Raw genomic sequence first — 25,191 nt, forward strand, 5'->3', positions numbered from 1 at the left:
GAAATGAAACACGAAACAAGGGAGTGGACTGTGTCGATAAGGAAAAGAACAGCGGCGATTGCTTCAACGGCGCTGCTGGTGGGAGTCGTCGGGTTTGCAACACCGGCATTCGCAGCCGAAGGCGGAACTACGCCTGGCGTAGAACAAACCAAGGCTGCGGTTCATTACTCGGACGCCGATGTCGTCGGACTTCTTGTTTTCGGCCAGGGAGCGATTGCGAAGGCATACCCAGACCTTGCAACGGAGGTCACCGGCGGCCGGGCGATGCCGGTCTTCAGCGACGAGAAGATCGCCGAATTCACCGCCGAGCTTGTGGCTGTCGATGCGAATTTCACGTCCGTCGTTACCGACGGTGTTCAAAAGAACGACCCCTACGCCGCTAGAGCAGCACTCAAGCAGCTGAACGCCGATATCAACACCTGGTATGACGCCCAGCACATCAAAGTGCAGCAGCTCTCGGCCGGATCAGCGATCGCGTCACCGAACGACTCCTGGTGGATTGCCAGCAATGTCGCGGTCGCAACGAACATCGGTGGCGGCTGGCAGGCGGTGGTCTTCACGACTGTGGCCGCACTGGCTGAAGCCGTATTCGTGGTCGCGATCGTGCCGGCGGCCGTGAGCTACCAGTTCGAGTACCAAAGCAGCGACAAGATCGAGATCGATGGATGGGCTGCAGATTTGACGACGAGTCTGTGACCGGAGAAGCGCCCTCCCCCGCCGCTCGCGCGGAGAGGGAGGGCCGTTTCTGGCTACGAATCGGAGTTCCGTTCGTCGTTTCGATTGTCGGCATTTTCGGCTTCTTGCTCGCGGCAAGCTTCTTCACGCTGCCGAGCAATGTGGTTGCGACCCGAACGGACGCAAGCGGGGCCCGCCTCGTGTTCAACCTTCTCGCATCCGAGAACTTCGCGTTCTTCACGCGAGACCCCGAATCCCCCGCCGTCGGAGCATATGCGGTTTCTGACGGGCAGTACCCGAGCTTGCTCATCACGCCTCAGAATCTTCAGCGAAACCTCTTCGGGCTGACCAGAACGCAGCGGGCCCAAGGGCCGGAGATTGCTCTGCTGGCAAACAACACCGGTCTGACGTGGACCGATTGCGCCGAGGGCAGCTCCCCTGAGTCATGTCTCACCGCTGCCGCCGCTCTGCCGACTTTGTCACTATCGAATTCGAGCCCGGTCTCGACCGTATGCGGCGACGTGATTCTTACCCAAGAGCAACCGGTCGAGTGGAGTTTCAGAAACCTCGTGCCATCGACTTCGATCGTGCAGAAGTACGCCCACGTGGACGTGCAATGCCACGGCTGAAGATACTCACCTGGTTCGAAGATCGCGTGATGGACTTTGTTATCGGGTTCGATCATCGGAATCGGTGGTTCGGTATCGGCCGCTCGCTGATCGCAGTGAGCGGTTTGACCGTTCTGTTATTCACGCCAATTGCTGCACTCACAGTGCCAGTCGGCGCCTCGCCCGGCACGATGTGCGACGGAATTCGCGCGGCATCCGTACTTTGTGTCGGCGACCCCAGTCAGTTCGTCGAGGCCAGGCGCTGGGTCATGATCATCCTGCTCGCCATCGTCGCGTCGGGCTACCGGCCCAGATTCACGGCGGCGCTCCAGCTGTGGGTAGCGCTCACACTCTCCGTAAGCATCACGCTGCCCGACGGCGGCGAAGGCATCGGGCTAATTCTCGCCCTCTTGATGTTGCCACTTTGCCTGGCGGATGATCGGCGGTGGCATTGGCAGGCTCCGACGACTCGCATAAACGTGTCGTGGCAGACGATCGCGGTCGTCGCTCAGCTCGCCGTTCGGGTACAGCTCGCGTTCATCTATCTCGACAGCGCCATCAGTAAGTTCGCCGTGGACGACTGGGCGAATGGCACGGCCGAGTACTTCATCCTTCGCGATCAGACGTTCGGGAATGGTGGGCCGCTTCGCGATGTGCTGCTCGCAGTGTCATCGTGGCCTCTGGGAACTCTTGCTCTGACCTGGGGTGCAATTGGGATCGAGATCGCCATCGGCCTCTGCCTGTTGTTGTCGTGGAGGTGGCGAATGGCCGGCTTCGTACTCGATGTCGCTCTTCACGTGATGATCGTGGTCACGATGGGGCTATTCAGCTTCTCGCTGGTCATGGTCGGCGGGGCAGCGATCGCGGCGAATCCGTGCGGGCGGCCTGAGGTCGAACGGGAGGCGCGGAGGTTGGCGCGCGTGAGCGACGCGATGAAGCAGCAGGACGCCTCAATGAGTGCGGTGAAGCCCGTGGGCAAAGCGAGGAGTGCACTTGCCCGTCGCATCGCGACCGGTAAGGCCGATCCGATCAATCCTGTGGAGCGCGCGATCGTTGCCGAGCTTCGTGTGTCATACGAGAGACGCTATGGACGCCTGGGAGCACGAGGTGACACATGGCAAAATTGAAGCGCAACATCAGCGTAAGTCGACTGAATGAATCCGCGCTGAGGTCGACGATGAAAACGATGAGTATCGAAGGTCGACTCCCCCTCGTCGAGCCAAGGTCGATCGCGGAGGATTCCCGCGATCGATCAATTGTCGACGCCCTCAAGTCACAGATAGGCCCGCAAACCGCGCCCACTGGAATCTCTGCGAAGGAGAGCCTGGCAATGCATGATCGGATGCCCGTAGAAGCGCGAAACGCGGTAGCCATCGAACTGGAAGCCGACTCGTTGGGGTACCGGAATCATCCTCCAGCAGGGGAATGGGTGAAGCCGAATGCGGCCGGACTACCTGAAAGGGGGTCTCATTTAACCGAGCGCATGGGCACGGAGTAGTCGACCGTGCTCGGACGTCTCAAGCCCTGGCTGCCGGGTTAGACCAAGGACTACCCGGTGAACAGTATTTGGAGTGCGGCTCGGTCCCGGGCATCCATTCGCCTCGATCATGTGGTTGAGAACGAGCCGCAAGCATTGCCCTGGATGCCTCAGCTAGCGATTCTTATGAACTCGAACCATTTGAGGCGAGCGAGCACGGGCGTACTGTCTGGCGGATCGAGTTTGAACTCCAGGCCGATTTCGGAGCCTGGCTGATGGCATGCGGCGACACTGTGCGGCGCTTGCGCGTGCCCGTCGGCAATACCGTGATGGAGCCTGACTTGTACAACGAGACGTCCGGCGAGATCGTCGAAGCCAAGAAGTCGTCGGCGCGCGGGCATGTACGGAACGCGATCGGGCAGGTGCTGGATTACGTGCACACCGCACAGAAGGTGATGAACGGGGTGCGCCCGTCGATACTTCTTCCGGGCATCCCGACACCTGATCGTGGTCGGTGCTCGCCGACGGTGCGTCGTGTTGGAGAGTTGCCCAGTAGCAGGCGAGATCTATCTCGCGCCCGTCTACCGAGGTGATTGCGCGGAGGACCAGGTCGCCGACGAGGATCGGGACGCCGAGTTCTTCTTGGATCTCGCGGGCCAGAGCTTGCTCAGGCGTTTCGCCGGCTTCGATCTTGCCGCCAGGGAACTCCCACAGGCCAGCAGAGGCTTTGCCTGGGGCTCTGCGGCAGCACAGGACTTTGCCCCCGTGTGCGATGACCGCGCCTACAACAAACACATGTACCACCTCCGGATTCCATCTCGAGCTAAGCGGTCTAACCAACCATACCGAGTCGATCCGCAGCCCAATTGTGCGGCGCATTCAGCTTGCTTTGTGGCGCCGGATGTAGTCCTCGAGGGCCTCGCGAGCGATCGCTGGGATTCTAGTTGATTAAATCTCACTCTTTTCGTAAGCTCAGCGGGTCGCCCCAAAAAGGGGCGGCATATGAGCGCCAGGAGTGTCATGCAACCGTTCAAATCCGCTGTTCTCGCAGTAGCCATCGGCGCGACGCTATCGATGTGCCCACTCGCAGCGCGTGCCGAGGCTCCGACACCGGGTGCTGATGTCCAGATGATGGTCCGCGTGAATGGCCACGACATTCCTATCGATGCTGCCTCTCTGCGACACGCCTCGCTTCACAGCCCGAGCGAAGCGCCGGCGGGTGGCGACAATTCGTCCCAGAATCTCCTTGGCTGGGATCAATGGTTCGGGTGCTTTTCACTCAACCACGAAGACGACATCTTCGCCACGTATTACACACCGTCGGTCGACATGCATGCAGGCCGCGAGATCAACGACTCGTTCGGCTACAAGCACATCCGGGCAGACAAGCTCGGAGTCTGGACGGACGAATACGATAGCGCCGTGGCAGCCGGATGGAATCCCGCGCTGCAGAACATGGAGGACTGGGACGATCTCATGAGCGTTGCGGCCGAGACGGGGATCGAGTACCCCAATTTTCAGGGTGGCAGCGCTGTGAACAACACGACTTGCGTCAACGTGAATCTCGATTTCGTCAAGCCAGGAGTCGGTCTCGTTTACACATTCAATGCAATAGCCGTCTACTCCAACACCAACGACCGCCTCATCACGGCATTTCCCACAACGCGTACGACATGCTGAGCTAATGGATGATTCACGCAGGGTGATCCGCGTGTATGCCGATCTCGGACATCGTTGGCCACTCTGGGAGGATAGCTCGCGCATCCACGACCCGACTCCGAAGGACTTGGGACTCTCGCCAGAGCTAGAGGCTCGAATGAAGGAGTGGTATGACTTCTGGGAGTTGCACCACCACTGGCTTCACGGTTGGGACTCCCCCGAAAACGAAGCCAACTCTTGGGCCGAGGGCGCCAAAATGGTGGCCCAGCTGCAGTACGAAGTCGTTGCCTTCGCTGATGTAAAAGACGAACGGTATCGACCTCCGAGGACCTATTGACGAGAGATTGTGTCTGAGGGACCTTTTCCTGAGCGGCGGGAGTGGTCGCGTGCAGCGCGGCTTTGGGCATCCATCGGCCTGAGTCAGGAACCGTAGTGGTAGCGGCATCCCGCTATTCGGAGTTCGTCGCCTTCGACTCGGTACACAAGTCGGTGTTCGTCCGTTATTCGACGTGACCAATAGCCCTGAAAACCGTGCTTCAGAGGCTCAGGCTTCCCGATGCCCTCGTTCCCATTGCGAGCAATGTCGTGGAGAAGCGTATTGATCCGTTTGACGAGTCTGCGATCTTGAACCTGCCACCACTCGTAGTCTGCCCACGCATCTTCGTCCCAGACGAACTTCACTCGATGAGATCCCGTTCAGCACCCCGGCCACTCTCAAGTCGATCGATTGCGCCGAGAAGGCGACGCGCGTTCGCGGGATTGCGAAGGAGGTACGCAGTCTCTTTGAGAGATTCGTACTCGGCGAGCGAGACGATAACCACAGGCTCGTGCCCTGCGCGAGTGATTATTACCTCTTCACGGTCGTCGACAACCGCCGAGAGCGTTTCGGCGTAGTGCGCTCGTGACTCCGAGTAAGACATGGTCCGCATGGCAACCCTCCTTGTACGTAAAATTGTACGCCGTCGAGGGCTTGGTTGTGCCGATGAATTTCGCATGATCAGAGTTTAGTCATTATTGATCAATGCTCGCTTATGCAGAACGGACTCGAGGCCAAACCGCTGAGTTTGACACAACCAGACAGCGTTCTTCGTGGGATCCGGATCTGAGCATCCATTCGCCTCGGTACTATGGCTGAAAACGAGCAGACTGCGAGCTCTGTGAGAGTCTGGGCATCACCGTTTGGGTCAGGGACGGAGATGGATTTACGTCCGTCAGCCCGACGTCTCTGCCGGCTCTTGAGCGATGAGACGCGAGACTGCGGCCAGGTCTGGTTTGGCCCAATCGAGCGACATCAGTTCGGTGATCGGTAGCCAGACCATCTCATCGTGGTCGGTGCTCGCGGCTGGCGCGTCTTGGTGGAGAGTTGCCCAGTAGCAGGCGAGATCAATCTCGCGCCCGTCTACTGAGGTGGTTGCGCGGAGGATCAGGTCGCCGACGAGGATTGGGACGTCTAGTTCTTCTTGGATCTCGCGGGCCAGAGCTTGCTCAGGCGTTTCGCCGGCTTCGACTTTGCCGCCAGGGAATTCCCACAGGCCAGCAGAGGCTTTGCCTGGGGCTCTGCGGCAGCACAGGACTTTTCCCGCGTGTGCGATGACAGCGCCGACAACTATCACGCGTTCCTCTCCCGGTCGGCGGTCAAGATGCCTTGCCGAGGTATGCGGCGAGAGCCTCCCTGACGATTTCGCTGGGCTTGCGGTGTTCAGACGCTGCGCGCTCAACGAGGGCTTGATCGAGGGCGCGCGGGAGGCGCACCTGGCGAACAGGGGATTCTCCTCGACCGGAGACACCACTGAGGTTCGGGCGGCCGATTGCTTTGTCAACAGCTTCAGCGGAACCGGGGGCTGCTTCAAGGAGCGCTCGGCCGGAGTCTCTGCCGTTTCCGCGCACGACGATCGCGTCGGCGGAAATGTGGTCGAGCGTCTCAGCCCACTCGCTGAGTCTTTCGCCGCGCTTGTTTTCGTTCTCAGTCGTGCTCATCTACGTGCCCCTCTGCTATCTCTAACATCTTGCGTCTGGCCTCCATGACATGAAAAATCAACAGGTCGGCCGGTGGCATCACCTCTGCCAACACTTGAATCATCTGCGTGCGACTTCGATTGGGCCCGATCCACGAATCAGGCCGCAACCCGCCCTCAATTCTCGGCTCATCGAACGCCCTCAGCCAGTAAACGTGGAGCTCAATCGCGTTCAAGGCATCGGCCTGGTCGACTCCGTGTTTTGTTGCGCTCGGGGTCCGCCGGATTGAAATATGATGATACCTCGCTATTGCACATTTCGGGTCGGGTTACCCGGCGCGCTACCCGCGACGAGCATCCGTTCTCCCCACGCGGGCAATCAGATGTAGCCTGTCCCACTGACCAAATGAGGACTCCATCACTGAATCACCCACCTTTCGCCCGGACCTCATTTCGCTGACACCTGCTGCGGCTGCCGTCCTCAACTCCATACGCACTGCCGGTGGGCGGCCTCTGATCGTGGGTGGTGCGGTGCGTGACGCGATCCTCGGCCACCAATCGAAGGACATCGACATTGAGATCCACGACACCACCGACAAGGCTCGTGTTTTCAGCGAACTTCGCACAATCGGTCACGTCGACGAACGCGGGGCCTTCTTCGGTGTTCTCGCGTCCCGCATCGATGGGCAGGACTTCGACATTTCCTTTCCACGCAGTCCGAGCCTCAGTTCTATCGACGCGTTCAGCCAACGAGACTTCACGATCAACGCCCTCGGTTACAACCCGGGCACGGGCGAGCTCATCGACCCTTTCAACGGCATAGCAGACCTCGAAAGGAAGATAGTCCGGCACACTTCGGACGCGTTCCTCTTCTCCGGGAAGCCGGTCTACGTGCAGCGCCAGGAGCTGGAGGATGCGCGCACGCTCGACGACTACACGATCCGCCAATGGGTGGATGCTGCGGGGGTGAACTATGTCGAAGTCGACGGTGAGCTCGAACTGCTGCCGGGGGTTCGGCTGCTTCCGGCGCCCGGCCATACTCGCGGCTCGCAGATCGTGGTCGTCGAGACCGCTAATGGCCCCGTCGTGATCGCCGGCGACACTGCGGTGTGGTTCGGCGAGTTGGATGCACCGGGCACCGAGGGCCAGCGACTCATCCGCTCGCTCCATCCCTATCGAGTATGGCTCGCGCATTCCGACGAACCATGGTCCGCCGGGTCTTAGCGAGTAAAGGCGTTTCGCGAAACGCATTCTTGCGTCCAGCCTCGCCGGCGTGATGAACCAGAATCCGTATGCTGCTCGCTGGCGAGCAAGCCGTCGCCGAGCAGGTCGCGAGCGCCGCGATTGAACTCGGGGGTGACGAGCTAGGGATCGGCGTCCGCAGTACGCTCGGCCGCCAGACGAAGCACGCGCGGACCGAGAGCCGCGAACACCAGCGTCAAGGGGCACGCCGAGATCGACCGATTCGACATTATCGAGCTTTAATCATGTTCGGCGTAGAATGTTCACATGCATTGCGCTCGCGGAACAAAGCTCGTCGCCTACGAAACGCTGCCACTTCGGCGCCTGCAAATGGTGACCATTGAAGTATCGCAGAGGAGCAGTTATTCCGACTTGTTGTATACTCACAACACGCTGGTAGACTACACCCGTGGTTAGTGCCGGGAGGCACCCCAAGAATGCCATCAACAAAATTCTCAACAATATTGACCCAAGCCGATTTGCCGTTGTGGAAGTTCATCGGGGCCATCGGTGGGGATTCGTGCGTTGTCTCGTCTGCGGCGACGATGTCGCTATTTGGTCAACTCCTCGCGTACCCGAGAACAATGCGCGAGACATCGAACGATTTACCATCAAGCACTCGCAAGAAAGGATCTGATCGTGCCGATCTACGAATTCATTGCGACACTTGATCGCACGCTCACCGACGAGGACTATGACCAACTATTCGACGCCGGGTTAGACGACACCACGCCTGCAACCGAGCACGGTATCGGCGTACTAATGGTGACTCGCAACGCCGAGTCGCTGATCGCCGCAATCGTGAGCGTGGTCGAAGATGCTCGCAAAGCCGGCTTTGTCGTCACTGGAATGAAAGACGAAGACCTCGTTTCATTGAAGACGATCGCCGCGCGCCTCGGCCGGAGTTATGAATCGTTGCGGTTGCTCGCGTCGGGTAAGCGGGGCCCCGGCGGCTTCCCGCCGCCGCTCTCGGCCGACGGATGGTCACTGTACTCGTGGGCAGCCGTATCGAAGTGGCTCAACGCGAATAACTACGCAAGTCTGGATCCAGCCAGCATCGACCACCTCGCACTCGTCGCCGCCGATCATCTCCTGCAGGCCCGATCGTTAGTGGATGCCCACACTCTCGAAAGGCTGGCTCCGCTCACCGCAGCCTGAGCAGCCAGAGAATGGCTGCGGAAATACGACACGGCCCCTTAGGCTCTAGCCATGAAGCTCCTGGTCGCCCGAATCGCCATGGTCGCAACGGCCGCCTTTACGCTGATGACGGTCTCCGGATGCTCGAGCTCAGGTTCGGCGTTCGCAGGGAGCTGGGGCACAGACTCTCCGGGCCAACCCTCGCTGAGCATCCAGCCCGATGGAACGTTCTCGGGAACGGACGGCTGCAACCGCCTCATGGGCAAGGGAACCGCCTCGGGCGACACCTTCGACTTCGGCACGTTCGCCTCGACCATGATGTGGTGCGAGGGGGTCACGACGTGGCTCAACCTGGCGTCGACGGCCAAGATCGACGGCACGAAGCTCGTGGTCTTCCAGAGCACCGGCGAGCAGATCGGCACGCTCGCCAAGCAGTAAGGCGCGAGAGCGCGGGCTTCACTTCCCCGACAAGTGGTCTCGCTGACGAGTGAGATAGGCGATCTCGGCGGAGTTGCCAGCGAGACCGATCGCCGCGTCGTATGCATCCCCGGAGGCTGCGATGCGGCCCAGCTTGAGCAAGACGTGCGCCCGCGCGGCATGGTAGGCGTGGTACGAAGACAGCTCCGGCTCGAGGTCGTCGATGAGCGCCAGCGCGGCCCCGAGATCGCCGCGCTCCCCCACCGCGATAGCCCGGTTCAGCCGCACGATCGGTGAGGTGTCGAGCCTAACGAGCTGGTAGTAGAGCGCGACGACCTGCGCCCAATCGGTCGCGTTGCCGTCGGTGTGCACGGCGTTGATCGCCGCGAGCAGCTGGTAACGACCTGGCGCCTGACCGGAGGCCAATCGCTCGCGAACGAGCGTGTGTCCTTCGGCGATCTGAGCGGCGTTCCACAGGCGTCGGTCTTGTTCGGCGAGCGGCACCAGCTCGCCGGAGGGTGACACGCGAGCCGCGCGGCGTGCGTCGATGAGCAGCATCAGGGCGAGCATCCCGCTGACCTCGCCATCGAGCGGCAACAGCTGACGCAACAGGCCGGCGAGTCGAATGGATTCGGCGGTGAGGTCGTCACGCACGGGTGCGGAGCCGGCACTCGTCGCGAGGTATCCCTCGTTGAAGATGAGGAACAACACCGCCAGCACGCCCGAGACCCTGCGCGGCACATCGTCTGCGTCGGGCAGGCGAAACGGGATGCCCGCTGCCGCGATCTTCGCCTTCGCGCGGGTGAGGCGAGCTCCCATTGTGGTGTCTTGCACGAAGAAGGCGTTGGCGATTTCGGGCACGCTGAGCCCGCCTACCATGCGCAGGGTCAGCGCGACACGAGCGTTCATAGCGAGCGCCGGGTGGCAGCAGATGAAGATCAGCCGCAGCCGATCGTCGTCGATCGCTTCGAGAGGCTCGGGCTGAGTGTCGGTCACGAGCAGCGCCTCTGGGTGTCGTGCGTCGCGGGTGCTCTCGCGGCGGAGCTTGTCGAGGGCCTTACGAATGGCGGTGGTCGTGAGCCAGCCGCCGGGGTTCGGCGGGATGCCCTGCGAGGGCCATCGCTCGGCAGCGGACGCGAAGGCTTCCGCCGCCGCGTCTTCTGCCACGTCGAGGTTGGCGAACCGCTTTGCGAGGGTCGCGACGATGCGCGCCCACTCGTCGCGGTGGGCGCGAGTCAGAGCGTTGTGGGCGTCGCGCGCGTGAGGCGCCTCACGCGCGTCGGCGGCCGCACTGGCGTCGGTTGCGTCGTAGGCATCGTGGCCGTTAGCCCTGCGCATCGGCGACCTGACCGTCGTCGAGCGCGTCGTGGTCGCGGTGGGCGCGTGTCACGCCGGCGGCGCGAGCACCGGACGCACCTCGAGGCGGCGGTTGGAGGCTTTCGACCCCTCGGCCATCAGCTTCAGTGCGACATCGAGGTCGGGTGCCTCGATGATCCAGAGCCCGGCGGCCCACTCCTTCGCCTCGACGAACGGACCGTCGGTGAAGATCGGCTCGTCTCCCCTGGCGTCGATCACCGTCGACGTGGTCGGGTCAGCGAGACCTGCGGCGAACACCCAGTGCCCACCGGCGATGAGCTTCTCATTGAAGGCGTCGATCGCTTCCGCCTCTTCGGCGGTGCCGGACTCGCTGCGGTAATCGATGACGTTGACCAGATACTGCATGTTCTCATCCTCTCTCAGGGGTACGTGATGCTGCCAGACTCAGGCGTAAGTCGGGCGGCCAGTGGGCCGGTAGGTCTGCGCGAGCACACCCGTCGGAAACACCTTCGACGAGATGAGCTCGAGCGCAAAGTCCTTGCCCTGCTGCGGAAACAGCCGCAGCCCGTCGCCGACGATCACGGGGCACACGATGAGGTTGATCTCGTCGACCAGTTCGTTCTCGAGCAACCACCGGGCGAGCATCCCGCTGCCCACCACCACGAGTTCGCCGCCCGTTTGTGTCTTCAGGTTCCGGATGCCCGCGGCGATGTCACCCGAAATAACAGTCGTATTCGCCCATTCCGGGTCGGCAAGAGTATTCGACACGACGTACTTCGGCCGCGGGTTCATCGCACCGGAGAACGGATTCGACTCGTCGGACTGCCTTCCCCAGTACTCGGCGAACAGGCCGTACGTCTTACGCCCGAGCAGAAACGCATCCGCGCGCTGCCACGTGCTCACAATGTAAGCGAACGACTCGGCGTCGCCGGTCGGAATGGCCCAGCCCCCGCGCGTAAAACCGGGGTCGAGTTCGTCGTTGTTGCCGCCGTTGGCCTGCATCACTCCGTCGACGCTGACCTGGATCGAGATCGTGAGGTTCATGGTCGTCTTCCCTTGATTCGAGTCACCTCTGGAGGGTGCCTTCACTAGGTCTACGAACAGCATCCTGCCGATTCGACAGGTCTTGCCCACATCTCCGAATAATTTTTCAGGTCACTGCGGCGGGCGGATGCTCGAACCGACGTTGGCCGAAGTCGGGCAGCCGCGTGAGGTGACGTGTGCGCTTCACGCACCCAACTCCCCCGGCGGCGCCACGCCGAACCGCTCGAGCGAAGCGGTCTCCTGGGCGAGCCGGCGCATCGCCAGCAGCAGCGGCTCGACGAGGATCGTGCCGAGCACAACATAGCGAACGGCCGCGTCGGCCGAATCGGTGGGAATTTCGGCGACCTCGGCCGCGGCGACAGACTTCATCGCATCGACATAGGCGCGCATGACGGAGGGTGGCACGGCGAAATCGGCGTCGCGCAGACGCTCGAGAGCGTCGCCGAGCGCACTGAGCACGAGCGGATCGCAGCCCGAAACATCCCAGCCCCAGCTCGCCGCCTCTGCACGCACGGCGTCGAGATCGTCGCGGTTCGCTTTGCCAGCCGGAGCGCTGGCCGCATGGGCGGCCCCGAGCAGGTCGTGCGCATGTTCCGGCGGATGCTCCATGGTGCCGAGCAGAGACTGAGCGCCCACAACGGTAAGACCGCCCGGCCCGAGCAGCGCCCGAATCAGCCGCAGCCGCCGAACGTGCTCACCGTCGTATTCGGCCTGCGTGGCAGATGTTCGCACGCCGTCGTGAAGCAGGCCCTCGCGCAGGTAGAACTTGATCGACGGAACGCTGACGCCGCTCTCAGCCGCCAATTGCGAGATCCGCATCAATTTCCTCCTTGACTTGGATAGTAGCAGTACCCAATATTAGGTAGTACAACTATCTATTGGAGCAGAGATCATGGCGAAAATCTTTCCAGGCCGAATGACGCACCGACGCGAGGGCGAACTCGTGGTCTTCATGATCGGGATGCGCATCAACCGCCCGTGGCGACCCGATCAATGGCTGCCCGCGTTCATGGCCATGGGGCCGATGCTCGTCGAGCTCGCGAGCGACCCGACCTCGGGATTGCTCGGCTGCCGGTTCACGCTCGGCGCCGGCGGCCCGGTTCTCGTGCAGTACTGGGCCTCGAAAGAGCAGCTCTACTCCTACGCGAGCGAGCGGGATGCCGCCCATCGCCCGGCGTGGGCCGCGTTCAACTCTCGGGCGCGCAAAGCTCCCGGCGCCGTCGGCATCTGGCACGAGACCTACCTCGTCGACAGCGCCGAGAGCATGTACGTCGGCATGCCGTTGTCGGGACTCGCGCGGGCGACCGAGCATGTACCGGTCGTGGCGCGCACCGACCGCGCGAGAGACCGGATGACCGGCGGGCGCACGGAAGCCGAACCGCGTTCGGCGTAACCTGACCGTGCGGATCGGTCAGAGCACCTTTGACAGGAAGTCGCGGGTTCGCGGGCTCTCCGCAGCGCTGACGGTGAGGTTCGCGGCAGGCCCGACCTCGACGATCTTGCCTTGCTCCATGAACACGAAGCGATCGCACACCTCACGGGCGAAACCGATCTCGTGGGTGACGATCAGCATCGTGATACCCGTGCTCGCCAGGTCTTTGATAGATTCGAGCACCTCGCTCACGAGTTCGGGGTCTAGGGCGCTGGTCGGCTCATCGAAGAGCATGAGTTTGGGCCGCATCGCGAGCGCACGGGCGATGGCCACACGTTGCTGCTGGCCGCCCGAAAGCTGGCTCGGGTAGGCATCCGCTTTGTTGTCGAGGCCCACTCTGTCGAGAAATTCGTGAGCGTCGGCGATGGCCTTCGCACGGTTCAGCTTCAGCACGCCGATGGGCGCCTCGATGACGTTCTCGAGCACGGTCAGGTGAGCGAAAAGGTTGAAGCTCTGAAAGACCATGCCGATCTCTTGGCGCTGCCGGGCTTCGTCTTTTCCCGAGAGTTCGCGCATCGAGTTCTTGTGGCGCTGCCAGCCGAGTTCTTCGCCGTCGAGCACGATGCGGCCCGCGTCGATGCGCTCCAGCATGTTGATGCAGCGAAGAAAGGTGCTCTTGCCGGCGCCCGACGGCCCCAGCAGGCAGAGGGTCTCACCCTTGTCGACAGTGAGGCTCACATCATCCACCACCGTCGTGCCGTTGAACTTCTTGGTGACATCGGTGGCCACGAGAAAGGGCGTCATTTGGTCAGCTCCGAACGGTCGGCGGCGAGCGGATTCACGGCAGTGGGCGACGATTCCTGCGTGGCGAGCCCCGGCGGCTTCTGCCGCCCTTGGCGGGCGGGCGAGTTGCGCAGGCGCCGTTCGAGCAGGCTCTGGCCGACCGACAGCACAGAGACCACGATCATGTACCAGATCGTGGCGACCACGAGCAGCGGAATGATGAGAAAGTTCGCCGAGTAGATCTGCTGAACCGAGTACATCAGGTCGGGAACAGCGATGAACGCCACGAGCGACGTCGACTTGAGCAGGTTGATCGTGTCATTGCCGATGGGCGGCAGCGCGACACGGAACGCCTGGGGAAAAACAATGCGGAGCATGGTTCGCGTACGCGTCATGCCGAGCGCGATCGCGGCCTCGCGCTGGCCGGTCGGCACCGACTGAATGGATGCCCGGAGAACCTCTGACGTATAGGCGGCCTGTTGCAGCGAGAAGGTGACCACGGCGGCAACGAAGGGATTGATGAGATCTTGCGTCTCGACCGAGTAGAACGTCGGGCCGAACGGAATTCCGATACTGATGGTCGGCCAGAGCAGCGAGAGGTTGAAGGTGAGAATCAGGAGCACCAGCAGGGGTACTGACCGGAAGAACCACACGTAGATCCACGCGATGCCGCGAAGCACCCTGTTCTCCGACAGCCGCATTGTGGCGAGCAGGCCACCGAGGATGACCGCCACCACGATCGCGATGGCGGTGATCAGCAGGGTTCGGCCGAGGCCGGCCAGCACGTCGTAGTTCGCGAAGAACTTCCAGACGGTGGGCCAGTCCAGAGCCTGGTTGACGGCCAGGCTCTGAACCAGCAGAAGCAGTGCCAGCACGAGCACGACGGCGGCGACTGCTCGACCGACATGTCTTCTCGGTACGTGCGGCAGGAGTGCCGGGTCGTTATCTTGTGCAGGCATTGCGGGTTATCCTCCGACTACGGGGTTGGGGTTCACTTCGGCTTTGTCGACGGCGTCGCCTTGCACACCATAAGCCTCGAGAATCTTCTCGTATTCACCGTTGGCGATGAGCTCGTTGATGCCGTCGGCCATGGCCTGCGCCATTCCGTTGCCCTTCTTGGTTGCGATGCCGATCAGCACGTACTGGTACTTCGGGCCACCGAGTTCGAACTGGCCGCTCGCCTGGTTCGAGATGTAGCCGAGGTTCGAGAGCGTCGCCGTGGTCGCGTCGACCTGCTTGCTCGACACGGCCAGGGTTGCGGCGCCCTGGTCGGCGAACGTCGAAACGGTGATCGCGCCCTTTCCCGCGGTGGTGCAGGCGGTCGACTGCGTCTGCAGCACGGGGATGGCGCTGTCTGCTGCCACCACCGAGATGGTGAGACCGCAGAGCGACATCATGTCGCTGCCGATGGTCTTGCCCTTGAGCGACATGAATTCGTAGTGATCGTTCAAGAACGACACCTGGTCGTACGCCGCCTCACGGTCGGCGGTGACGTCTGCGCCGAACGTTCCGATGTACGTGCCGCTGTTCGTGCCGAGCAGAGCATTCTCGAAGGAGTCCTGCTTGAGGCTCACGGTCGAACCGAAAGGCCCGCTGAGCGCGGTCGCGAGGTCGGCGCTGATTCCGACGACCTTGCCGTCTTGCAGAAAGGCGTACGGCGGGTATCCCGTGACAGCAGGGGCGACGAGCGTTGATCCCGCAAAGGAGCTCGGCAGTTGAACGGTCGCGGCGGCGGCGGCGGCGGTCGAGCTCGACGTCGCGGCCGTGCCGGTGCTGCTCGAGCATCCGGAGATCGCGAGGGTAGCGGCCAAGCCGAGCGAGGCCACGAGAACTATGCGGTGCAGGGGTGCGCTTTTCATCAGATTCTCCCGATTGTGAGGTTTTTCAGTCCAATGGTTCGTGTTTCTTGGCAGGCGGCAGCGAACTCGTCGAGTCCACTCGTGATCGAGGCCCAGTTGGTGCACGGAGTCCAGCCCAGCGGCCCGAAGATTCTGCCGCCTTTTCCGTAGAAGATGCCGAGTTCCCAGAGCTCGAAGTCGAGCCCGGCCATCAGCTCTTTCGACTGGTGGAACCAGATGAGATCGCCCGGTGCCGGCACGACCTGCTGGTTCTCGGCCGGCAGCGTGGCGGGATCGAACAGCTGCGCTTCTTCGGGGAGACCGAACATGATCTCGGGGCCCGCGTACATCGCGTGCATGACGGGTTGGGTCACGGGAACCTCGAGCGCCTTCCAGATGGCGGCCGCGGTCTTCGGCGCCGCCTCCGTCTGCAGGGTCGCCTCGGCGCGGGGGCCGTTTTCGAACTCCAGGTAGATCTTCTGTACGTCGGCAGCCATCTAGCTGCTCCTCTCGGTGGTGGCGGATGAAACGGTGCGAGCGGAGGCCCGTTCGCGTGCTGCGGCGATGAAGTCGGTCAACAGACGAACCGCATCTTCTCGGCCTTCTCGGCCGGGAATCTTTTCGGGGTGCCACTGAACACCGCGCACGAACCAGCCGGGCGTGGTGCTCTCGATGGCCTCGACCTGGCCGTCATCGGCGACGGCTGCCGTGGCAAGGTTGCCGCCGAGCACGTCGACGGCCTGATGATGGATGCTGTTGACCACGCCGCTCTGCGCAATACCTTCCCGAACCCACGTGGCGCTCGCTGTAATGCGGTGCCGGTCGTCGGCGGGGTTGTGCCCCGGCTCGGCATGCGGATGCACGTCGCTCGCGGGCATGTCTTCGACGAGGGTTCCGCCCAGAAACACGTTCGAGATCTGCATGCCTCGGCAGATGCCGAAAACCGGAATCGCACCGAACTGCGCCTCGGCCAGCAGCGCCGATTCGCTGTGGTTTCGCGCGGCGTTCTCCGGTGTCTCGGGAACCACATCCTCTCCCCCAGACAGCAGCACGCCGTCGACGCGACCGACGAGCTGCCCGATCTGCGCGGCATCGAGGTGCGGCATCATCAGCGGGATGCCGCCGGCTTCGGAGACGAGATCGGCGTACTCACCGCCGAGCGTGTAGAGGTCGGTCGCTTCGCCGAGATACGTGGGCAGTGCCCGGCGCCAGGTGGAGATGAGGATGACCGGGCGAGGCGCCGACTTGAGGCGATCATCCACTCGATCCGCCGTCACAGTTCGATCCAGGTGCTCTTGAGATCGGTGTACTTGTCGACGGCATGAGCGCTCTTGTCTCGGCCGAAACCGCTCGCGCCCGAGCCGCCGAATGGCATCGACATATTTCCCTCTTCGTAGCAGTTGACCCACACGGTGCCCGCGCGAAGCCGGCGCGAGACGCGGTGAGCAGCAGAAAGGTCTTTCGTCCACAGGCCCGCGGCCAATCCGAACGGCGTGCCGTTCGCCACCTCAATGGCTTCGCTTTCAGACGCCACGGCGATCACCGACAGAACGGGGCCGAAGACCTCGACTTGGGCGATCTCCATGTCGGGGCGAACATCGGTCAGCACGATCGGCGCCAGATAACTGCCCCGACCCGATCCGATGTCGAACCGTTCGATCGAGCCGGCGGCGAGGGTAGCTCCGTCTTTCAGGGCTCGCTCGACCATTCCCTGCATGCGGGCGAGCTGCACCTCGCTGACGATCGCTCCCATCTGACTAGCATCATCGAGCGGATCGCCCGGCTGCATCGTGCGGCTCTGCTCGAGAGCGGCATCCACCGCCTCGTCGAGCACATCGCGCATCACGACCATGCGTGACGACGCGCTGCACATCTCACCCTGGTTGTAGAACGAGCCCCAGGCGGTGGTTCGGCCGGCGGCCCCGGCGTCGGCATCGGCCAGAACGACCGACGCCGACTTGCCGCCGAGTTCAGGCCAGACTCGTTTTCCGTTCGACTCAGCCGAGTAGCCCAAGAAACGGCGGCCCACGCCGACCGATCCGGTGAACGAGATGACATCGACATCGGGGTGACGACCGAGCGCCTCGCCCACAACGCTGCCAAGACCGGGCACGACATTCAGTACGCCGTCGGGAAGACCGGCTTCGAGTGCCAGCTCGCCGAGCAGAAGCGCCGAGATGCTGGTCTGTTCGGCCGGCTTCAGAATGACGCTGTTACCCGCCATGAGTGCGGGGCCGATCTTCCAGCCGGTCATGGTGAGAGGAAAATTCCAGGGCACCACGGCGCCGACCACACCGGCGGGTTCACGGGTGACCAGGCCCAGCGATGACGGGCTACTGACCGGGGCCTCGTCGCCCAGCTTGTCGGCGAGCTGACCGTACCAACGCAGGCACTGCACGATCGCACGCAGCTCGACGGCCAGAGCATCGTGTGCGGGCTTGCCCATCTCCAGCGAGATTCGAAGCGCGAGTTCCCTGGCGCGGGAAGCAACGACGTCGGCGAACCGAATGAGAACAGCACCCCGTTCGATCGGCGCAACGCCCGCCCACCGGCCATCCTCGAAGGCCGCTCTGGCCGATGTCACCGCCGCATCGACGTCGGCAGACGACCCGGCACTGACCGCCGAGAGAACTGCGCCGTCGCGCGGGCTGACGAGGTCGAAGGTCTGAGAAGACTGTGACGGCACAAGGCGGCCGTCGATGAGCACACCGGGGTTCCACGAGAGGGTGGATGCCTCCGCCGCCCAGACGTCGAGCGAGGTGGGCATGTCAGGATTCATGTATGCACACTATGTGCTTTCCGGCCAGATTCGCTAGCCGAAAAGGCCTTTTCGGCCAATATTGCAACATGATGTTTACAAAGCGGCCATATCGTTCAAAATCATCGGGCCTCGGCGTACCGGCACGAGCACCACGGCAGTCTGCGTGCGGTGGGCACCGAGGCCGGCCACGTCTTCGGTGAGAAATCGGTAGAGCGCCTTCTCGTCGCTGACGATGCAGTCGACGAGAATCTGCGCCTCCCCGGTGCAGGCCGCGCAGAACCGTACCGATGGGTGGCGGCTGAGGGCAGAACCCACTTCTTCCACCCGATCAGGCGGCAGTTCGAGCCAGGTCAGCGCCTCGACGCGCAGATCGTGCAGCGACGAAGAAATCTCCGTACGAACATGCAGTGCGCCGAGCGCTAGCAGGGCATCCAGTCGCCGCTTCACCGTGGGCGGAGTGACCCCGATGCGCGCGCTGATCTCGATGGCTGTCGCACGACCATCTTCGGCCAGCGCCTCGACCAGGCGTTCGTCTTCGGGCGTGAGCGTCACGGCGGCTGCCTTCGAGTCGGCTGCGCCGGGCCATTGGCTCTTATCGCGCAGCGCGTCGAGGGTGGCCGGCGGCAGCGGGGCCGCCGTCCAGTCGAAACCCGAACGGAAGAACTTCAGCACCGTTCCGACTCGAACAGACAGCAGTCCGTCGATTCGCGGCAGTTCGCTCACGACGAGCCGGGCGCTCTCCTGGGGTGTGCGCGGCATGAGCTGGCAGACCACATCGGCACCGCTCTCCAGCACCGAGACACTGGATGCATCGGGGCGAGCCGCGATCGCCTGGGCGACATCCATCGCGCGTCCCGGGTGCGTTCCGATCTGCACGATGAGGGGCCGAGCGTGCCCGACCATGGTGGTGTCGAGATACGTCGATACGCGTACCGCTCCCGTTTCGATCAGGCGCTGCCCGCGGCGAGTCACGGTTCGCACGGGAACATCGATGGCGGTCGCTATGCGCCCCCAGCTGGCGCGGCCGTTCGCCTGAAGCGCGAGGGCGAGCTTCGCGTCGAGGTCGTCGAATTCTAGAGTCGTGGACACCCCAACACGTTAGCTTGATCGAGCCGTCGAGCACGACGGCGCTCACCAAGCGGGCGCGTTGAGGGCCGAAACGAAAGGCCCGATTCCCCTTGTTGAAAGGGAACCGGGCCTCGTCAGCTAATACAGTGTGACCCCAACCGGATTCGAACCGGTGTTACCGCCGTGAGAGTGCCAAATTCGCACCCCAGTTGCAGCCAGATTTCCCGTAGATCGCTGATTTCTAGGCTTTCCCAGATCACGCGAACACGTCCTCGATCACACCGTTTCGGTCGCAAGTGTGGGCAAAGTATGGGCAAGTTTGGCGGTCATGGTGGCGCCTGTTTTGTGATGTATCAAGACATCTGTGACGAATCTGCATCAGGACATCTTTGACATTTGGTGTATCAGGACATCTCTGACGGTCCGGTGGTTTTGCGTGGTCCTCGGGGTTCGCAGGATCGCCCGGAGCCGAGGTTCGTAGTTGCCGGAGCAGTTTTGAGTAGCGCTTCCGGTAATAAATTGGGTAATGTTTCTGGTAATGGTTGTGGTATGGTTACGAGTAATAGACCAACAACACGATGGAAGGACAGAGCATCATGCCAGAGTACAAAGTTCGAGAGATTAGGTTGCGCAATGCCGCGACACGTCAGGGCCTTCAACTTCAAAAGTCGCGGCTACGCGACCCCAATGCAATTGGTTACGGCCTGTATCGGCTCGTCGATCTGCGGACGGGTGCTGTCGTCACAAGCACCAATCTGCCCGGAGGATTCGGTTGCGATCTGGATGATATTGAGGCGCGTCTTACCGTTGTTTCTGACGAGACAGACGATTACCAGATCGCAACTGACTGGACTGAGCTTGGTAACGCTAATTCCGAGATTGTGGTGGGCGGGGAGGCGAAATTGTTTGTCAACCTGACCACCGACGACATCGAGTGGCTCGCAGTCCAGCGCCGTAAAGAGGCTGATCTGTTCCGCGAAATCGCCAAGCGTCAGCGTCTCAGCCAGACACAAATGCTGAAGTGGGACATCGAGGCTCAGAGGGACGTAGACCGCCTGAATAGCGAGCTCGAGCAAGACTAGACGCCCTCTGACCAACCAGGAACCGGGACCGCGGGCGCTTCGGAATCGGCGAGCGCTACGCTGGCGACGACCGTTTTGAATCCGGTGCACCCTCGCGTCACCGGTTCCAACCGATTCCACCCCTCACTTTCCCAGGTGCTACGACGCTACTGCTCGGCCTGCCAGGCGTAAGAGTTGTCGATCACGGAGACCCGAATCATGACCTGCGAATCGCTCGTCATGGCAACGCATTCAAACGACGTTCCAGAGGCCGCACTAGGCGATGAAGGACACTGAACCGAGGTGAACGTCACGCCCTTGTCAGATGCCTGAGACGTGATGGTCTGCTCGACGCTGCGCCCATCGAGAGTGGGATTTAGAAGCGAGCCAATGAGAGGCAGCGCCACTGAGAAGAAGACGATGGCTCCGACAACCCCAAGGATCAATCCCGCAGTGGCGGACTTGCGACCCGTGGGCTGGCCGGTAAATCGTTGAATTCGAGGAACACGAGTGAACCCGACGATAGCCAAGATAATCGCGACAATACTCAATGCGCCGAATGGGTTGATCAGAATGGAAATTGCTCCGAAGAGAACTGAGCGTGATGCTGGTTTGTTGTCAATGCGAGGATCGAGCGCGATGCCGGTTTGTGACGTCGCGCCAGAAGACGCCGGAGACCAAGTTTGACCGTTCCAGTATCTTTCCTGCCCTGGCTGATCAGGATCCGGATAGAAGCCAGCGGCCGGAAGTGGTGCGGCAGGCGTGTGAGTGGGCGTCAAATTGGAGATCGCTCGAGGCCGCGACTCTCCTACCCACTGACCACCGTCCCATAGTTTCTCTGAGGTCGGATCTTCAGGAAGTGGATACCATCCCGCCGCCACTTGAGTTTGTTCATCGCTCATCTAGTGCCCCCTTTTCAACGCCGACTGCCTCGTGCATCTCTCACATTAACGGAATAGTGTGCATTTGCGCATCGCGGGATAGATGTGCAACCGATGAGATTGCGGAGTGGCAGGAGCTGGTGAACCCAATGAACCAGACTTCGAACCGCTCCGGCATCGACTTCACGAGTTGAGAATCGAGCGCGGCCTCAGCTTTGACGCGTTAGCTGCCGCCAGCGGGTTGAATCGACGGAACCTCGTCGCGATCGAAAACGGTGAGCGGCGAAACGGGCGAATCGTTCGCGGCAACATCGATACTTGGTACAAAATTGCCCGCGGTTTGGACGTTCAATTCTCCAAGCTCATGTCTGCGTTAGATGCACGAGGCAAGTGATTTATTGATTGAAGGCCGAACGGACGCGCGATTTCGTTATTCTTGACTTGTCGAATGAGCATGCGCGGAGTTTGGTTACAGCCGCCGACGTCTTCCGCCAAGGTGGGGATTTCATCCTCGATGGCAGGACACGTGCACCTGGTCAGAGTCGAGGCCTGCCGCGCAATATGTGGCTTGAAGAATACGGCGGCGCTGGAGGAACTTCTAAGTCCCGACGTCCAATCGTCAGTCATCATGACCGGCATCGACCTCATTCCTGCCGCCTGATGGCCACGGGAAGCGAAACACCAACGGCGCTGGTCTTGAACTAGCTGACAGCACGTTCTACCCACGTTGCGCCTTTCTTCCGATCCCCGCTATTGTTCCCACACAGGCAGACAACGATTGAGTCAGACCTGAGTCACAATGCGGGGCACCATTGACGATCAACGCGGCTCCTAACGGACGCTACATCGGACGGAATGGGGACATCGCAATTTGCGGCGCAGCGATGAATCAGGGTACACACGACAACACAGGGCTGTCGTCTGCGCCTGCGTCGGCTCCGGTCATGGCATGAGACAAGGGATGAACAGAATGAAACCCACTCATCGACAACGCATCGCGATTTTCGCGCTACTGACTCTGGCGAGTGTTCTGGTCCTGTCCGGGTGCTCGAACAGCGTCGCATCGGGTCAAACGGACATCCCTTGCAACGACGGGTCCTCCGAAACCGGAGCTTTCGACAAAAATCCCACCAGCGCCGGCAGCGTCCCCGTTTCGGCAAACCCCCCGGGTATCTGGGCGACCTCGGTAGTCGGCCAAAATGACACGATCCTCGCTGGTGGACGCACCGAAGACTGGCAAGATTCAGTCGGGGAATCCCCCGCAGTCGTCGACCGAATCAGCGGTTCCAGCGGCGTGATCATCACGAGCGCCTCAATCGACTCAGCTGCGCTAAAGCTTCCTCCAGCACCGGTATCGACATCCACGACAAGTCCGATCTACGACGACGTCACCGCTGTCGCCGCAAGCCCGACACGCGTATACGTCCTCTGGCGCAGATACGCTAACGACCTCGCAGCAGACAGCTATCTAGTTTCGCTTGACCGGTGTGGCCTGTCCATTGTGGCGCAGCAGAAACTCACGGGCTACGACACAACTAAGGGCGACCTCCTGGCATACGACAGCAAGACGAACACCGTCTGGGTGCCGAACACGCCGAACGGTGGGCAGCTCAGCAGCTACGACGGCGACTCGTTGTCCCTGAAGTCGAGCTCCACCCTGGATGGCGTGTTCACTGTTGAGTGCATGGTCGAACACGGCGATGCCGTTTGGGCATCAGGACTTCTTCAAGGCAGCGAGGGTAATACCTTCAACCTTTTCAGCACCGACCCGAGTACAGGCTCAGCGAGCCTGGTACAGGAAGGCGCAAAGAACGATTACAGCTGCGTGCAAACCGATGGTACTCAGCTGTACTTAGCGCATGAGGCGGAGCTGACCAGCGTCAGCGATGACGGAGCACCAGGCACGAGCACTCCTCTCGGCTTCTCGAAGGTGGCTGGGGTCGCTAACGATGATGTTTGGGCGAGTGGGACACAGCAAGGTGTGCTCTCGACCGTTCCACAGAAAACGACGATTTCGTTTCAACAGCAGCAAGTTGTCTTATCGATTACAACCACCCCGATGAATGTCTGGTACACCGACGGCGGCGGATACCTGATCGTCGTGACGACACCGTAGCCCGCAGAGTTTCGTCCTAGGACAGACTGCGTGATGTCATCGACATCGGGCCACCCCCCGTCTACCGTCCGCGTATCGACCAGTTCGAAGGCACGCCGATCGCTAGCGCGAAACGCGCCTAGTCGTGAGTGTCTGGGCAGGTTGAAATGGCCCCGTTGTGACGGTCTGGTTTGACCCCAATTGCGAACGCCTTCGTCCTTCCTCAGGTCCGAAAGCGCGAGCCGCCAAAAGTCCTGCACTGTCGCGTCGACGCCATCGAACCGTTCGTCACCATCCAGCGGTATTGCGGGTCTTGGTACGTGCCAGCCATCCTTGGCTCTCATGTGCAAATACTGGCACCGTCCAGGACTGATCGGGGAGAACCATCACGTGATGACGATCATCTCGCGCTCAGGTACGAGATGAGGCCGGAAATCCAACCTCAACGACGCCATTGCTGTATCTTTCGAACCATGCGACTTGGGGCGAGATCGTCAAGCGGAAACCGCGTCAGCGAAAGAAAACGCAACCTCATGCAGCGCTCACGGCCACGCGAGAAGGCCGTCTCTCCCGTTCGCCAAATAACTTCGACACTCGTTCCGATCATCTTGTTCGCAGCGGGTTCATGGGCCATCCTCTTCGTCGCCGTGGTGTTGCAATACCCCGCTGACCGAGCGACTGCGTTGAGATGGATATGGGCCTCGACCATTCTGGTTCTCACCTTCTCGATTGCCGGGTCCTTGCTCTCGCGATGGAATCAGGTGCTTCGTCTCGCGGTGTTTATCGCTATAGCGTTGAGCTACGTTTTTGGCGCGGCCTGGCTATTGCTTAGCCAGACGATGGCGAGTCAGCTGGATCCAGATGCTGCCATGCTTTTCGGGGTTATGGCATGGCTAGTCGGAGTTCAGATCGTCACAGGTGCGATCGCGGTACCGGCGTGGATCGAGAAGGGACCGTCGCTCCCGGCTGTCCTTGGTGTCCTAAGCGTGTTCGCTGTGGCCATCCCCCTCCTTCTCGCCGGGTCGACACAAGCCAGGCAGGAGAGGAGCGACATCGCTTCCGAGACCGACTGCAACGGATTGCCCTCTAACGAACCGTTCCGGTATTCAGTCCACGAGGAAGGGCGCCCACCTGATTGGGGTCGCGCGCCCATCGTCGCCGTGATCGATGGTCAGGCGATGAGAACAATACAGCTACCGCCAATAAACAGCCGGAGCACGGTCGTCGATATCCAGTATCAGCCGGGCAGTGACAGCGAAAGAGTGGTAACTATCCCGATATCGTCCAACAAGCAGTTCTCCTCCGGGCTAGCCCGAATTTTGAGCATGGGCTACAACACCGCGTCAAACGGTCCTCAGCTGAACCTAGTAGCGACGGGAGCGGACGTGATCTGCAAAACGATTCAAAACGATGTCCCAGGAGCGGCAACGGGTTAGCCTTATCGCTCGGGGAGACCGCAAAAGTTTCGCGAATTAAGCGCCGCGTTTGGCGTCAGTTCAGTTAAAACACCCGACCAGTCTTTCGCTTCACTGGCCACTCAGCCCTCATCTGTGCGTCGTACTCGGCTTGGGCTCTCCGATAAGCGGCTCGGTTCGATTCATCGCGGACCTGGCCCGATTCGCCATTGTCTGCACCTCGAGGTCGTTCGACGGGTAATCGTTGAGCCGGGCAAAGAACACACCCCGCACAGTGAGGACGGAAACCGATGACCATCGTCGCACCGACCCGGCGTACAGTACGCCTGAATTCCAAAAGAGTGCCGGGTAACGCGGCTGCGCAGCTGGAACCAACACCGGTCGGC

Annotated in this window: 29 protein-coding genes; 12 read left to right on the forward strand and 17 right to left on the reverse strand. The window is 61.5% G+C overall.

Annotated features, from left to right (window positions below):
• The first annotated feature begins 3 nt into the window (after positions 1–3).
• Genes LQ955_RS11085 through LQ955_RS11095 form a run of 3 tightly spaced genes read left to right on the forward strand, consistent with a single transcriptional unit; the run spans position 4 to position 2,410 of the window.
• Positions 4–696 carry a hypothetical protein gene (locus LQ955_RS11085; protein ID WP_231024605.1) on the forward strand — a complete coding sequence of 231 codons (693 nt, stop codon included), beginning with the start codon at positions 4–6 and terminating at the stop codon, positions 694–696.
• Positions 693–1,304, forward strand: a complete 612-nt coding sequence (locus LQ955_RS11090; RefSeq protein WP_231024606.1) for an SdpA family antimicrobial peptide system protein — start codon at positions 693–695, stop codon at positions 1,302–1,304. The genes LQ955_RS11085 and LQ955_RS11090 overlap by 4 nt, the downstream gene beginning before the upstream one ends.
• Positions 1,292–2,410, forward strand: coding sequence for a sporulation-delaying protein SdpB family protein (locus tag LQ955_RS11095; RefSeq protein WP_231024607.1), 1,119 nt, complete (start codon positions 1,292–1,294; stop codon positions 2,408–2,410). The genes LQ955_RS11090 and LQ955_RS11095 overlap by 13 nt, the downstream gene beginning before the upstream one ends.
• A 524-nt stretch (positions 2,411–2,934) precedes the next feature.
• On the opposite strand, the gene LQ955_RS11100 is transcribed toward LQ955_RS11095, so the two are convergent.
• Positions 2,935–3,639 carry a (deoxy)nucleoside triphosphate pyrophosphohydrolase gene (locus tag LQ955_RS11100; protein WP_231024608.1) on the reverse strand — a complete coding sequence of 235 codons (705 nt, stop codon included), beginning with the start codon at positions 3,637–3,639 and terminating at the stop codon, positions 2,935–2,937.
• A gap of 141 nt (positions 3,640–3,780) precedes the next feature.
• Between LQ955_RS11100 and LQ955_RS11105 the strand changes: the two genes are divergently transcribed.
• Together LQ955_RS11105 and LQ955_RS11110 are read left to right on the forward strand one after the other, a co-directional pair.
• Positions 3,781–4,440 carry a hypothetical protein gene (locus LQ955_RS11105; protein ID WP_231024609.1) on the forward strand — a complete coding sequence of 220 codons (660 nt, stop codon included), beginning with the start codon at positions 3,781–3,783 and terminating at the stop codon, positions 4,438–4,440.
• 4 nt (positions 4,441–4,444) lie between these two features.
• Complete coding sequence (locus tag LQ955_RS11110) at positions 4,445–4,756, forward strand: hypothetical protein (RefSeq protein ID WP_231024610.1); 312 nt, start codon at positions 4,445–4,447, stop codon at positions 4,754–4,756.
• 83 nt (positions 4,757–4,839) lie between these two features.
• Here the strand turns inward: LQ955_RS11110 and LQ955_RS11115 are convergent, their stop codons facing one another.
• From LQ955_RS11115 to LQ955_RS11130, 4 genes are all read right to left on the reverse strand, one after another.
• Positions 4,840–5,100 (reverse strand): Txe/YoeB family addiction module toxin, encoded by a 261-nt coding sequence (locus LQ955_RS11115; RefSeq protein WP_231024611.1) that lies wholly within the window; start codon positions 5,098–5,100, stop codon positions 4,840–4,842.
• Positions 5,097–5,414 (reverse strand): type II toxin-antitoxin system Phd/YefM family antitoxin, encoded by a 318-nt coding sequence (locus tag LQ955_RS11120; RefSeq protein ID WP_449342971.1) that lies wholly within the window; start codon positions 5,412–5,414, stop codon positions 5,097–5,099. Before LQ955_RS11120 ends, LQ955_RS11115 begins: the two co-directional genes overlap by 4 nt.
• 216 nt (positions 5,415–5,630) lie before the next feature.
• Entirely contained in the window at positions 5,631–6,032 is a 402-nt protein-coding gene (locus LQ955_RS11125) for a (deoxy)nucleoside triphosphate pyrophosphohydrolase (RefSeq protein ID WP_231024613.1), read from the reverse strand.
• A gap of 22 nt (positions 6,033–6,054) precedes the next feature.
• On the reverse strand, positions 6,055–6,396 hold the full coding sequence (locus tag LQ955_RS11130; RefSeq protein WP_231024614.1) for a ribbon-helix-helix domain-containing protein: 342 nt from the start codon (positions 6,394–6,396) through the stop codon (positions 6,055–6,057).
• 497 nt (positions 6,397–6,893) lie between these two features.
• Between LQ955_RS11130 and LQ955_RS11135 the strand changes: the two genes are divergently transcribed.
• The 3 genes from LQ955_RS11135 to LQ955_RS11145 all read left to right on the forward strand — a co-directional run bounded on the left by LQ955_RS11135 (position 6,894) and on the right by LQ955_RS11145 (position 9,191).
• On the forward strand, positions 6,894–7,598 hold the full coding sequence (locus tag LQ955_RS11135) for a hypothetical protein (RefSeq protein ID WP_231024615.1): 705 nt from the start codon (positions 6,894–6,896) through the stop codon (positions 7,596–7,598).
• 657 nt (positions 7,599–8,255) lie between these two features.
• Positions 8,256–8,774, forward strand: a complete 519-nt coding sequence (locus LQ955_RS11140) for a hypothetical protein (protein WP_231024616.1) — start codon at positions 8,256–8,258, stop codon at positions 8,772–8,774.
• A gap of 51 nt (positions 8,775–8,825) precedes the next feature.
• Positions 8,826–9,191 carry an META domain-containing protein gene (locus LQ955_RS11145; protein ID WP_231024617.1) on the forward strand — a complete coding sequence of 122 codons (366 nt, stop codon included), beginning with the start codon at positions 8,826–8,828 and terminating at the stop codon, positions 9,189–9,191.
• 18 nt (positions 9,192–9,209) lie between these two features.
• On the opposite strand, the gene LQ955_RS11150 is transcribed toward LQ955_RS11145, so the two are convergent.
• The 4 genes from LQ955_RS11150 to LQ955_RS11165 form a co-directional block, all read right to left on the reverse strand.
• Complete coding sequence (locus LQ955_RS11150) at positions 9,210–10,508, reverse strand: RNA polymerase sigma factor (protein ID WP_231024618.1); 1,299 nt, start codon at positions 10,506–10,508, stop codon at positions 9,210–9,212.
• A 48-nt stretch (positions 10,509–10,556) separates the two neighbouring features.
• Positions 10,557–10,892: a YciI family protein gene (locus LQ955_RS11155; protein ID WP_231024619.1), complete on the reverse strand. Its 336-nt coding sequence runs from the start codon at positions 10,890–10,892 to the stop codon at positions 10,557–10,559.
• A gap of 39 nt (positions 10,893–10,931) precedes the next feature.
• Entirely contained in the window at positions 10,932–11,531 is a 600-nt protein-coding gene (locus LQ955_RS11160) for a dihydrofolate reductase family protein (RefSeq protein WP_231024620.1), read from the reverse strand.
• A gap of 183 nt (positions 11,532–11,714) precedes the next feature.
• Positions 11,715–12,350 carry a MerR family transcriptional regulator gene (locus LQ955_RS11165; protein WP_231024621.1) on the reverse strand — a complete coding sequence of 212 codons (636 nt, stop codon included), beginning with the start codon at positions 12,348–12,350 and terminating at the stop codon, positions 11,715–11,717.
• Between the two features lie 73 nt (positions 12,351–12,423).
• Here LQ955_RS11165 and LQ955_RS11170 point away from each other — a divergent pair, with 73 nt between their 5' ends.
• Positions 12,424–12,924, forward strand: coding sequence for a DUF4188 domain-containing protein (locus LQ955_RS11170; RefSeq protein WP_231024622.1), 501 nt, complete (start codon positions 12,424–12,426; stop codon positions 12,922–12,924).
• 18 nt (positions 12,925–12,942) lie between these two features.
• Here LQ955_RS11170 and LQ955_RS11175 read toward each other — a convergent pair whose 3' ends face one another.
• The 7 genes from LQ955_RS11175 to LQ955_RS11205 form a co-directional block, all read right to left on the reverse strand.
• Positions 12,943–13,707 (reverse strand): amino acid ABC transporter ATP-binding protein, encoded by a 765-nt coding sequence (locus LQ955_RS11175; protein ID WP_231024623.1) that lies wholly within the window; start codon positions 13,705–13,707, stop codon positions 12,943–12,945.
• Positions 13,704–14,645 carry an amino acid ABC transporter permease gene (locus LQ955_RS11180; RefSeq protein ID WP_231024624.1) on the reverse strand — a complete coding sequence of 314 codons (942 nt, stop codon included), beginning with the start codon at positions 14,643–14,645 and terminating at the stop codon, positions 13,704–13,706. Before LQ955_RS11180 ends, LQ955_RS11175 begins: the two co-directional genes overlap by 4 nt.
• Before the next feature lie 6 nt (positions 14,646–14,651).
• Entirely contained in the window at positions 14,652–15,545 is an 894-nt protein-coding gene (locus tag LQ955_RS11185; RefSeq protein WP_231024625.1) for a transporter substrate-binding domain-containing protein, read from the reverse strand.
• Positions 15,545–16,021, reverse strand: a complete 477-nt coding sequence (locus LQ955_RS11190) for a DUF3830 family protein (RefSeq protein WP_231024626.1) — start codon at positions 16,019–16,021, stop codon at positions 15,545–15,547. The genes LQ955_RS11185 and LQ955_RS11190 overlap by 1 nt, the downstream gene beginning before the upstream one ends.
• Complete coding sequence (locus LQ955_RS11195) at positions 16,022–16,801, reverse strand: gamma-glutamyl-gamma-aminobutyrate hydrolase family protein (protein WP_231024627.1); 780 nt, start codon at positions 16,799–16,801, stop codon at positions 16,022–16,024.
• A complete protein-coding gene (locus LQ955_RS11200) occupies positions 16,798–18,303 on the reverse strand; it encodes an aldehyde dehydrogenase family protein (RefSeq protein WP_231024628.1) in 1,506 nt (501 codons plus the stop codon). Before LQ955_RS11200 ends, LQ955_RS11195 begins: the two co-directional genes overlap by 4 nt.
• Positions 18,304–18,378: 75 nt before the next feature.
• Positions 18,379–19,374, reverse strand: coding sequence for an Lrp/AsnC family transcriptional regulator (locus tag LQ955_RS11205; RefSeq protein WP_231024629.1), 996 nt, complete (start codon positions 19,372–19,374; stop codon positions 18,379–18,381).
• 575 nt (positions 19,375–19,949) lie between these two features.
• On the opposite strand from LQ955_RS11205, the gene LQ955_RS11210 reads away from it, so the two are divergent.
• On the forward strand, positions 19,950–20,435 hold the full coding sequence (locus LQ955_RS11210) for a hypothetical protein (RefSeq protein WP_231024630.1): 486 nt from the start codon (positions 19,950–19,952) through the stop codon (positions 20,433–20,435).
• Between the two features lie 146 nt (positions 20,436–20,581).
• Here the strand turns inward: LQ955_RS11210 and LQ955_RS11215 are convergent, their stop codons facing one another.
• On the reverse strand, positions 20,582–21,316 hold the full coding sequence (locus LQ955_RS11215) for a DUF2510 domain-containing protein (RefSeq protein ID WP_231024631.1): 735 nt from the start codon (positions 21,314–21,316) through the stop codon (positions 20,582–20,584).
• Between the two features lie 940 nt (positions 21,317–22,256).
• Here LQ955_RS11215 and LQ955_RS11220 point away from each other — a divergent pair.
• Both LQ955_RS11220 and LQ955_RS11225 read left to right on the forward strand, forming a co-directional pair.
• Complete coding sequence (locus LQ955_RS11220) at positions 22,257–23,411, forward strand: hypothetical protein (RefSeq protein ID WP_231024632.1); 1,155 nt, start codon at positions 22,257–22,259, stop codon at positions 23,409–23,411.
• Between the two features lie 740 nt (positions 23,412–24,151).
• Positions 24,152–24,826 (forward strand): hypothetical protein, encoded by a 675-nt coding sequence (locus LQ955_RS11225; RefSeq protein WP_231024633.1) that lies wholly within the window; start codon positions 24,152–24,154, stop codon positions 24,824–24,826.
• Positions 24,827–25,191: the final 365 nt, after the last annotated feature.

Source organism: Subtercola endophyticus (genome assembly GCF_021044565.1).
GTDB lineage: Bacteria > Actinomycetota > Actinomycetes > Actinomycetales > Microbacteriaceae > Subtercola > Subtercola endophyticus.

What these genes read in the sequence shown, in the direction of transcription:
- LQ955_RS11180 (WP_231024624.1), bottom strand. Translation starts at nt 14,645, where the DNA reads ATGCCTGCACAAGATAACGACCCGGCACTCCTGCCGCACGTACCGAGA.
- LQ955_RS11210 (WP_231024630.1), top strand. Translation starts at nt 19,950, where the DNA reads ATGCCAGAGTACAAAGTTCGAGAGATTAGGTTGCGCAATGCCGCGACA.
- LQ955_RS11145 (WP_231024617.1), top strand. Translation starts at nt 8,826, where the DNA reads ATGAAGCTCCTGGTCGCCCGAATCGCCATGGTCGCAACGGCCGCCTTT.
- LQ955_RS11150 (WP_231024618.1), bottom strand. Translation starts at nt 10,508, where the DNA reads ATGCGCAGGGCTAACGGCCACGATGCCTACGACGCAACCGACGCCAGT.
- LQ955_RS11100 (WP_231024608.1), bottom strand. Translation starts at nt 3,639, where the DNA reads ATGCGCCGCACAATTGGGCTGCGGATCGACTCGGTATGGTTGGTTAGA.
- LQ955_RS11130 (WP_231024614.1), bottom strand. Translation starts at nt 6,396, where the DNA reads ATGAGCACGACTGAGAACGAAAACAAGCGCGGCGAAAGACTCAGCGAG.
- LQ955_RS11110 (WP_231024610.1), top strand. Translation starts at nt 4,445, where the DNA reads ATGGATGATTCACGCAGGGTGATCCGCGTGTATGCCGATCTCGGACAT.
- LQ955_RS11200 (WP_231024628.1), bottom strand. Translation starts at nt 18,303, where the DNA reads ATGAATCCTGACATGCCCACCTCGCTCGACGTCTGGGCGGCGGAGGCA.
- LQ955_RS11085 (WP_231024605.1), top strand. Translation starts at nt 4, where the DNA reads ATGAAACACGAAACAAGGGAGTGGACTGTGTCGATAAGGAAAAGAACA.
- LQ955_RS11175 (WP_231024623.1), bottom strand. Translation starts at nt 13,707, where the DNA reads ATGACGCCCTTTCTCGTGGCCACCGATGTCACCAAGAAGTTCAACGGC.
- LQ955_RS11105 (WP_231024609.1), top strand. Translation starts at nt 3,781, where the DNA reads ATGCAACCGTTCAAATCCGCTGTTCTCGCAGTAGCCATCGGCGCGACG.
- LQ955_RS11220 (WP_231024632.1), top strand. Translation starts at nt 22,257, where the DNA reads ATGAACAGAATGAAACCCACTCATCGACAACGCATCGCGATTTTCGCG.
- LQ955_RS11095 (WP_231024607.1), top strand. Translation starts at nt 1,292, where the DNA reads ATGCCACGGCTGAAGATACTCACCTGGTTCGAAGATCGCGTGATGGAC.
- LQ955_RS11170 (WP_231024622.1), top strand. Translation starts at nt 12,424, where the DNA reads ATGGCGAAAATCTTTCCAGGCCGAATGACGCACCGACGCGAGGGCGAA.
- LQ955_RS11165 (WP_231024621.1), bottom strand. Translation starts at nt 12,350, where the DNA reads ATGCGGATCTCGCAATTGGCGGCTGAGAGCGGCGTCAGCGTTCCGTCG.
- LQ955_RS11155 (WP_231024619.1), bottom strand. Translation starts at nt 10,892, where the DNA reads ATGCAGTATCTGGTCAACGTCATCGATTACCGCAGCGAGTCCGGCACC.
- LQ955_RS11190 (WP_231024626.1), bottom strand. Translation starts at nt 16,021, where the DNA reads ATGGCTGCCGACGTACAGAAGATCTACCTGGAGTTCGAAAACGGCCCC.
- LQ955_RS11160 (WP_231024620.1), bottom strand. Translation starts at nt 11,531, where the DNA reads ATGAACCTCACGATCTCGATCCAGGTCAGCGTCGACGGAGTGATGCAG.
- LQ955_RS11185 (WP_231024625.1), bottom strand. Translation starts at nt 15,545, where the DNA reads ATGAAAAGCGCACCCCTGCACCGCATAGTTCTCGTGGCCTCGCTCGGC.
- LQ955_RS11215 (WP_231024631.1), bottom strand. Translation starts at nt 21,316, where the DNA reads ATGAGCGATGAACAAACTCAAGTGGCGGCGGGATGGTATCCACTTCCT.
- LQ955_RS11120 (WP_449342971.1), bottom strand. Translation starts at nt 5,414, where the DNA reads ATGCGAAATTCATCGGCACAACCAAGCCCTCGACGGCGTACAATTTTA.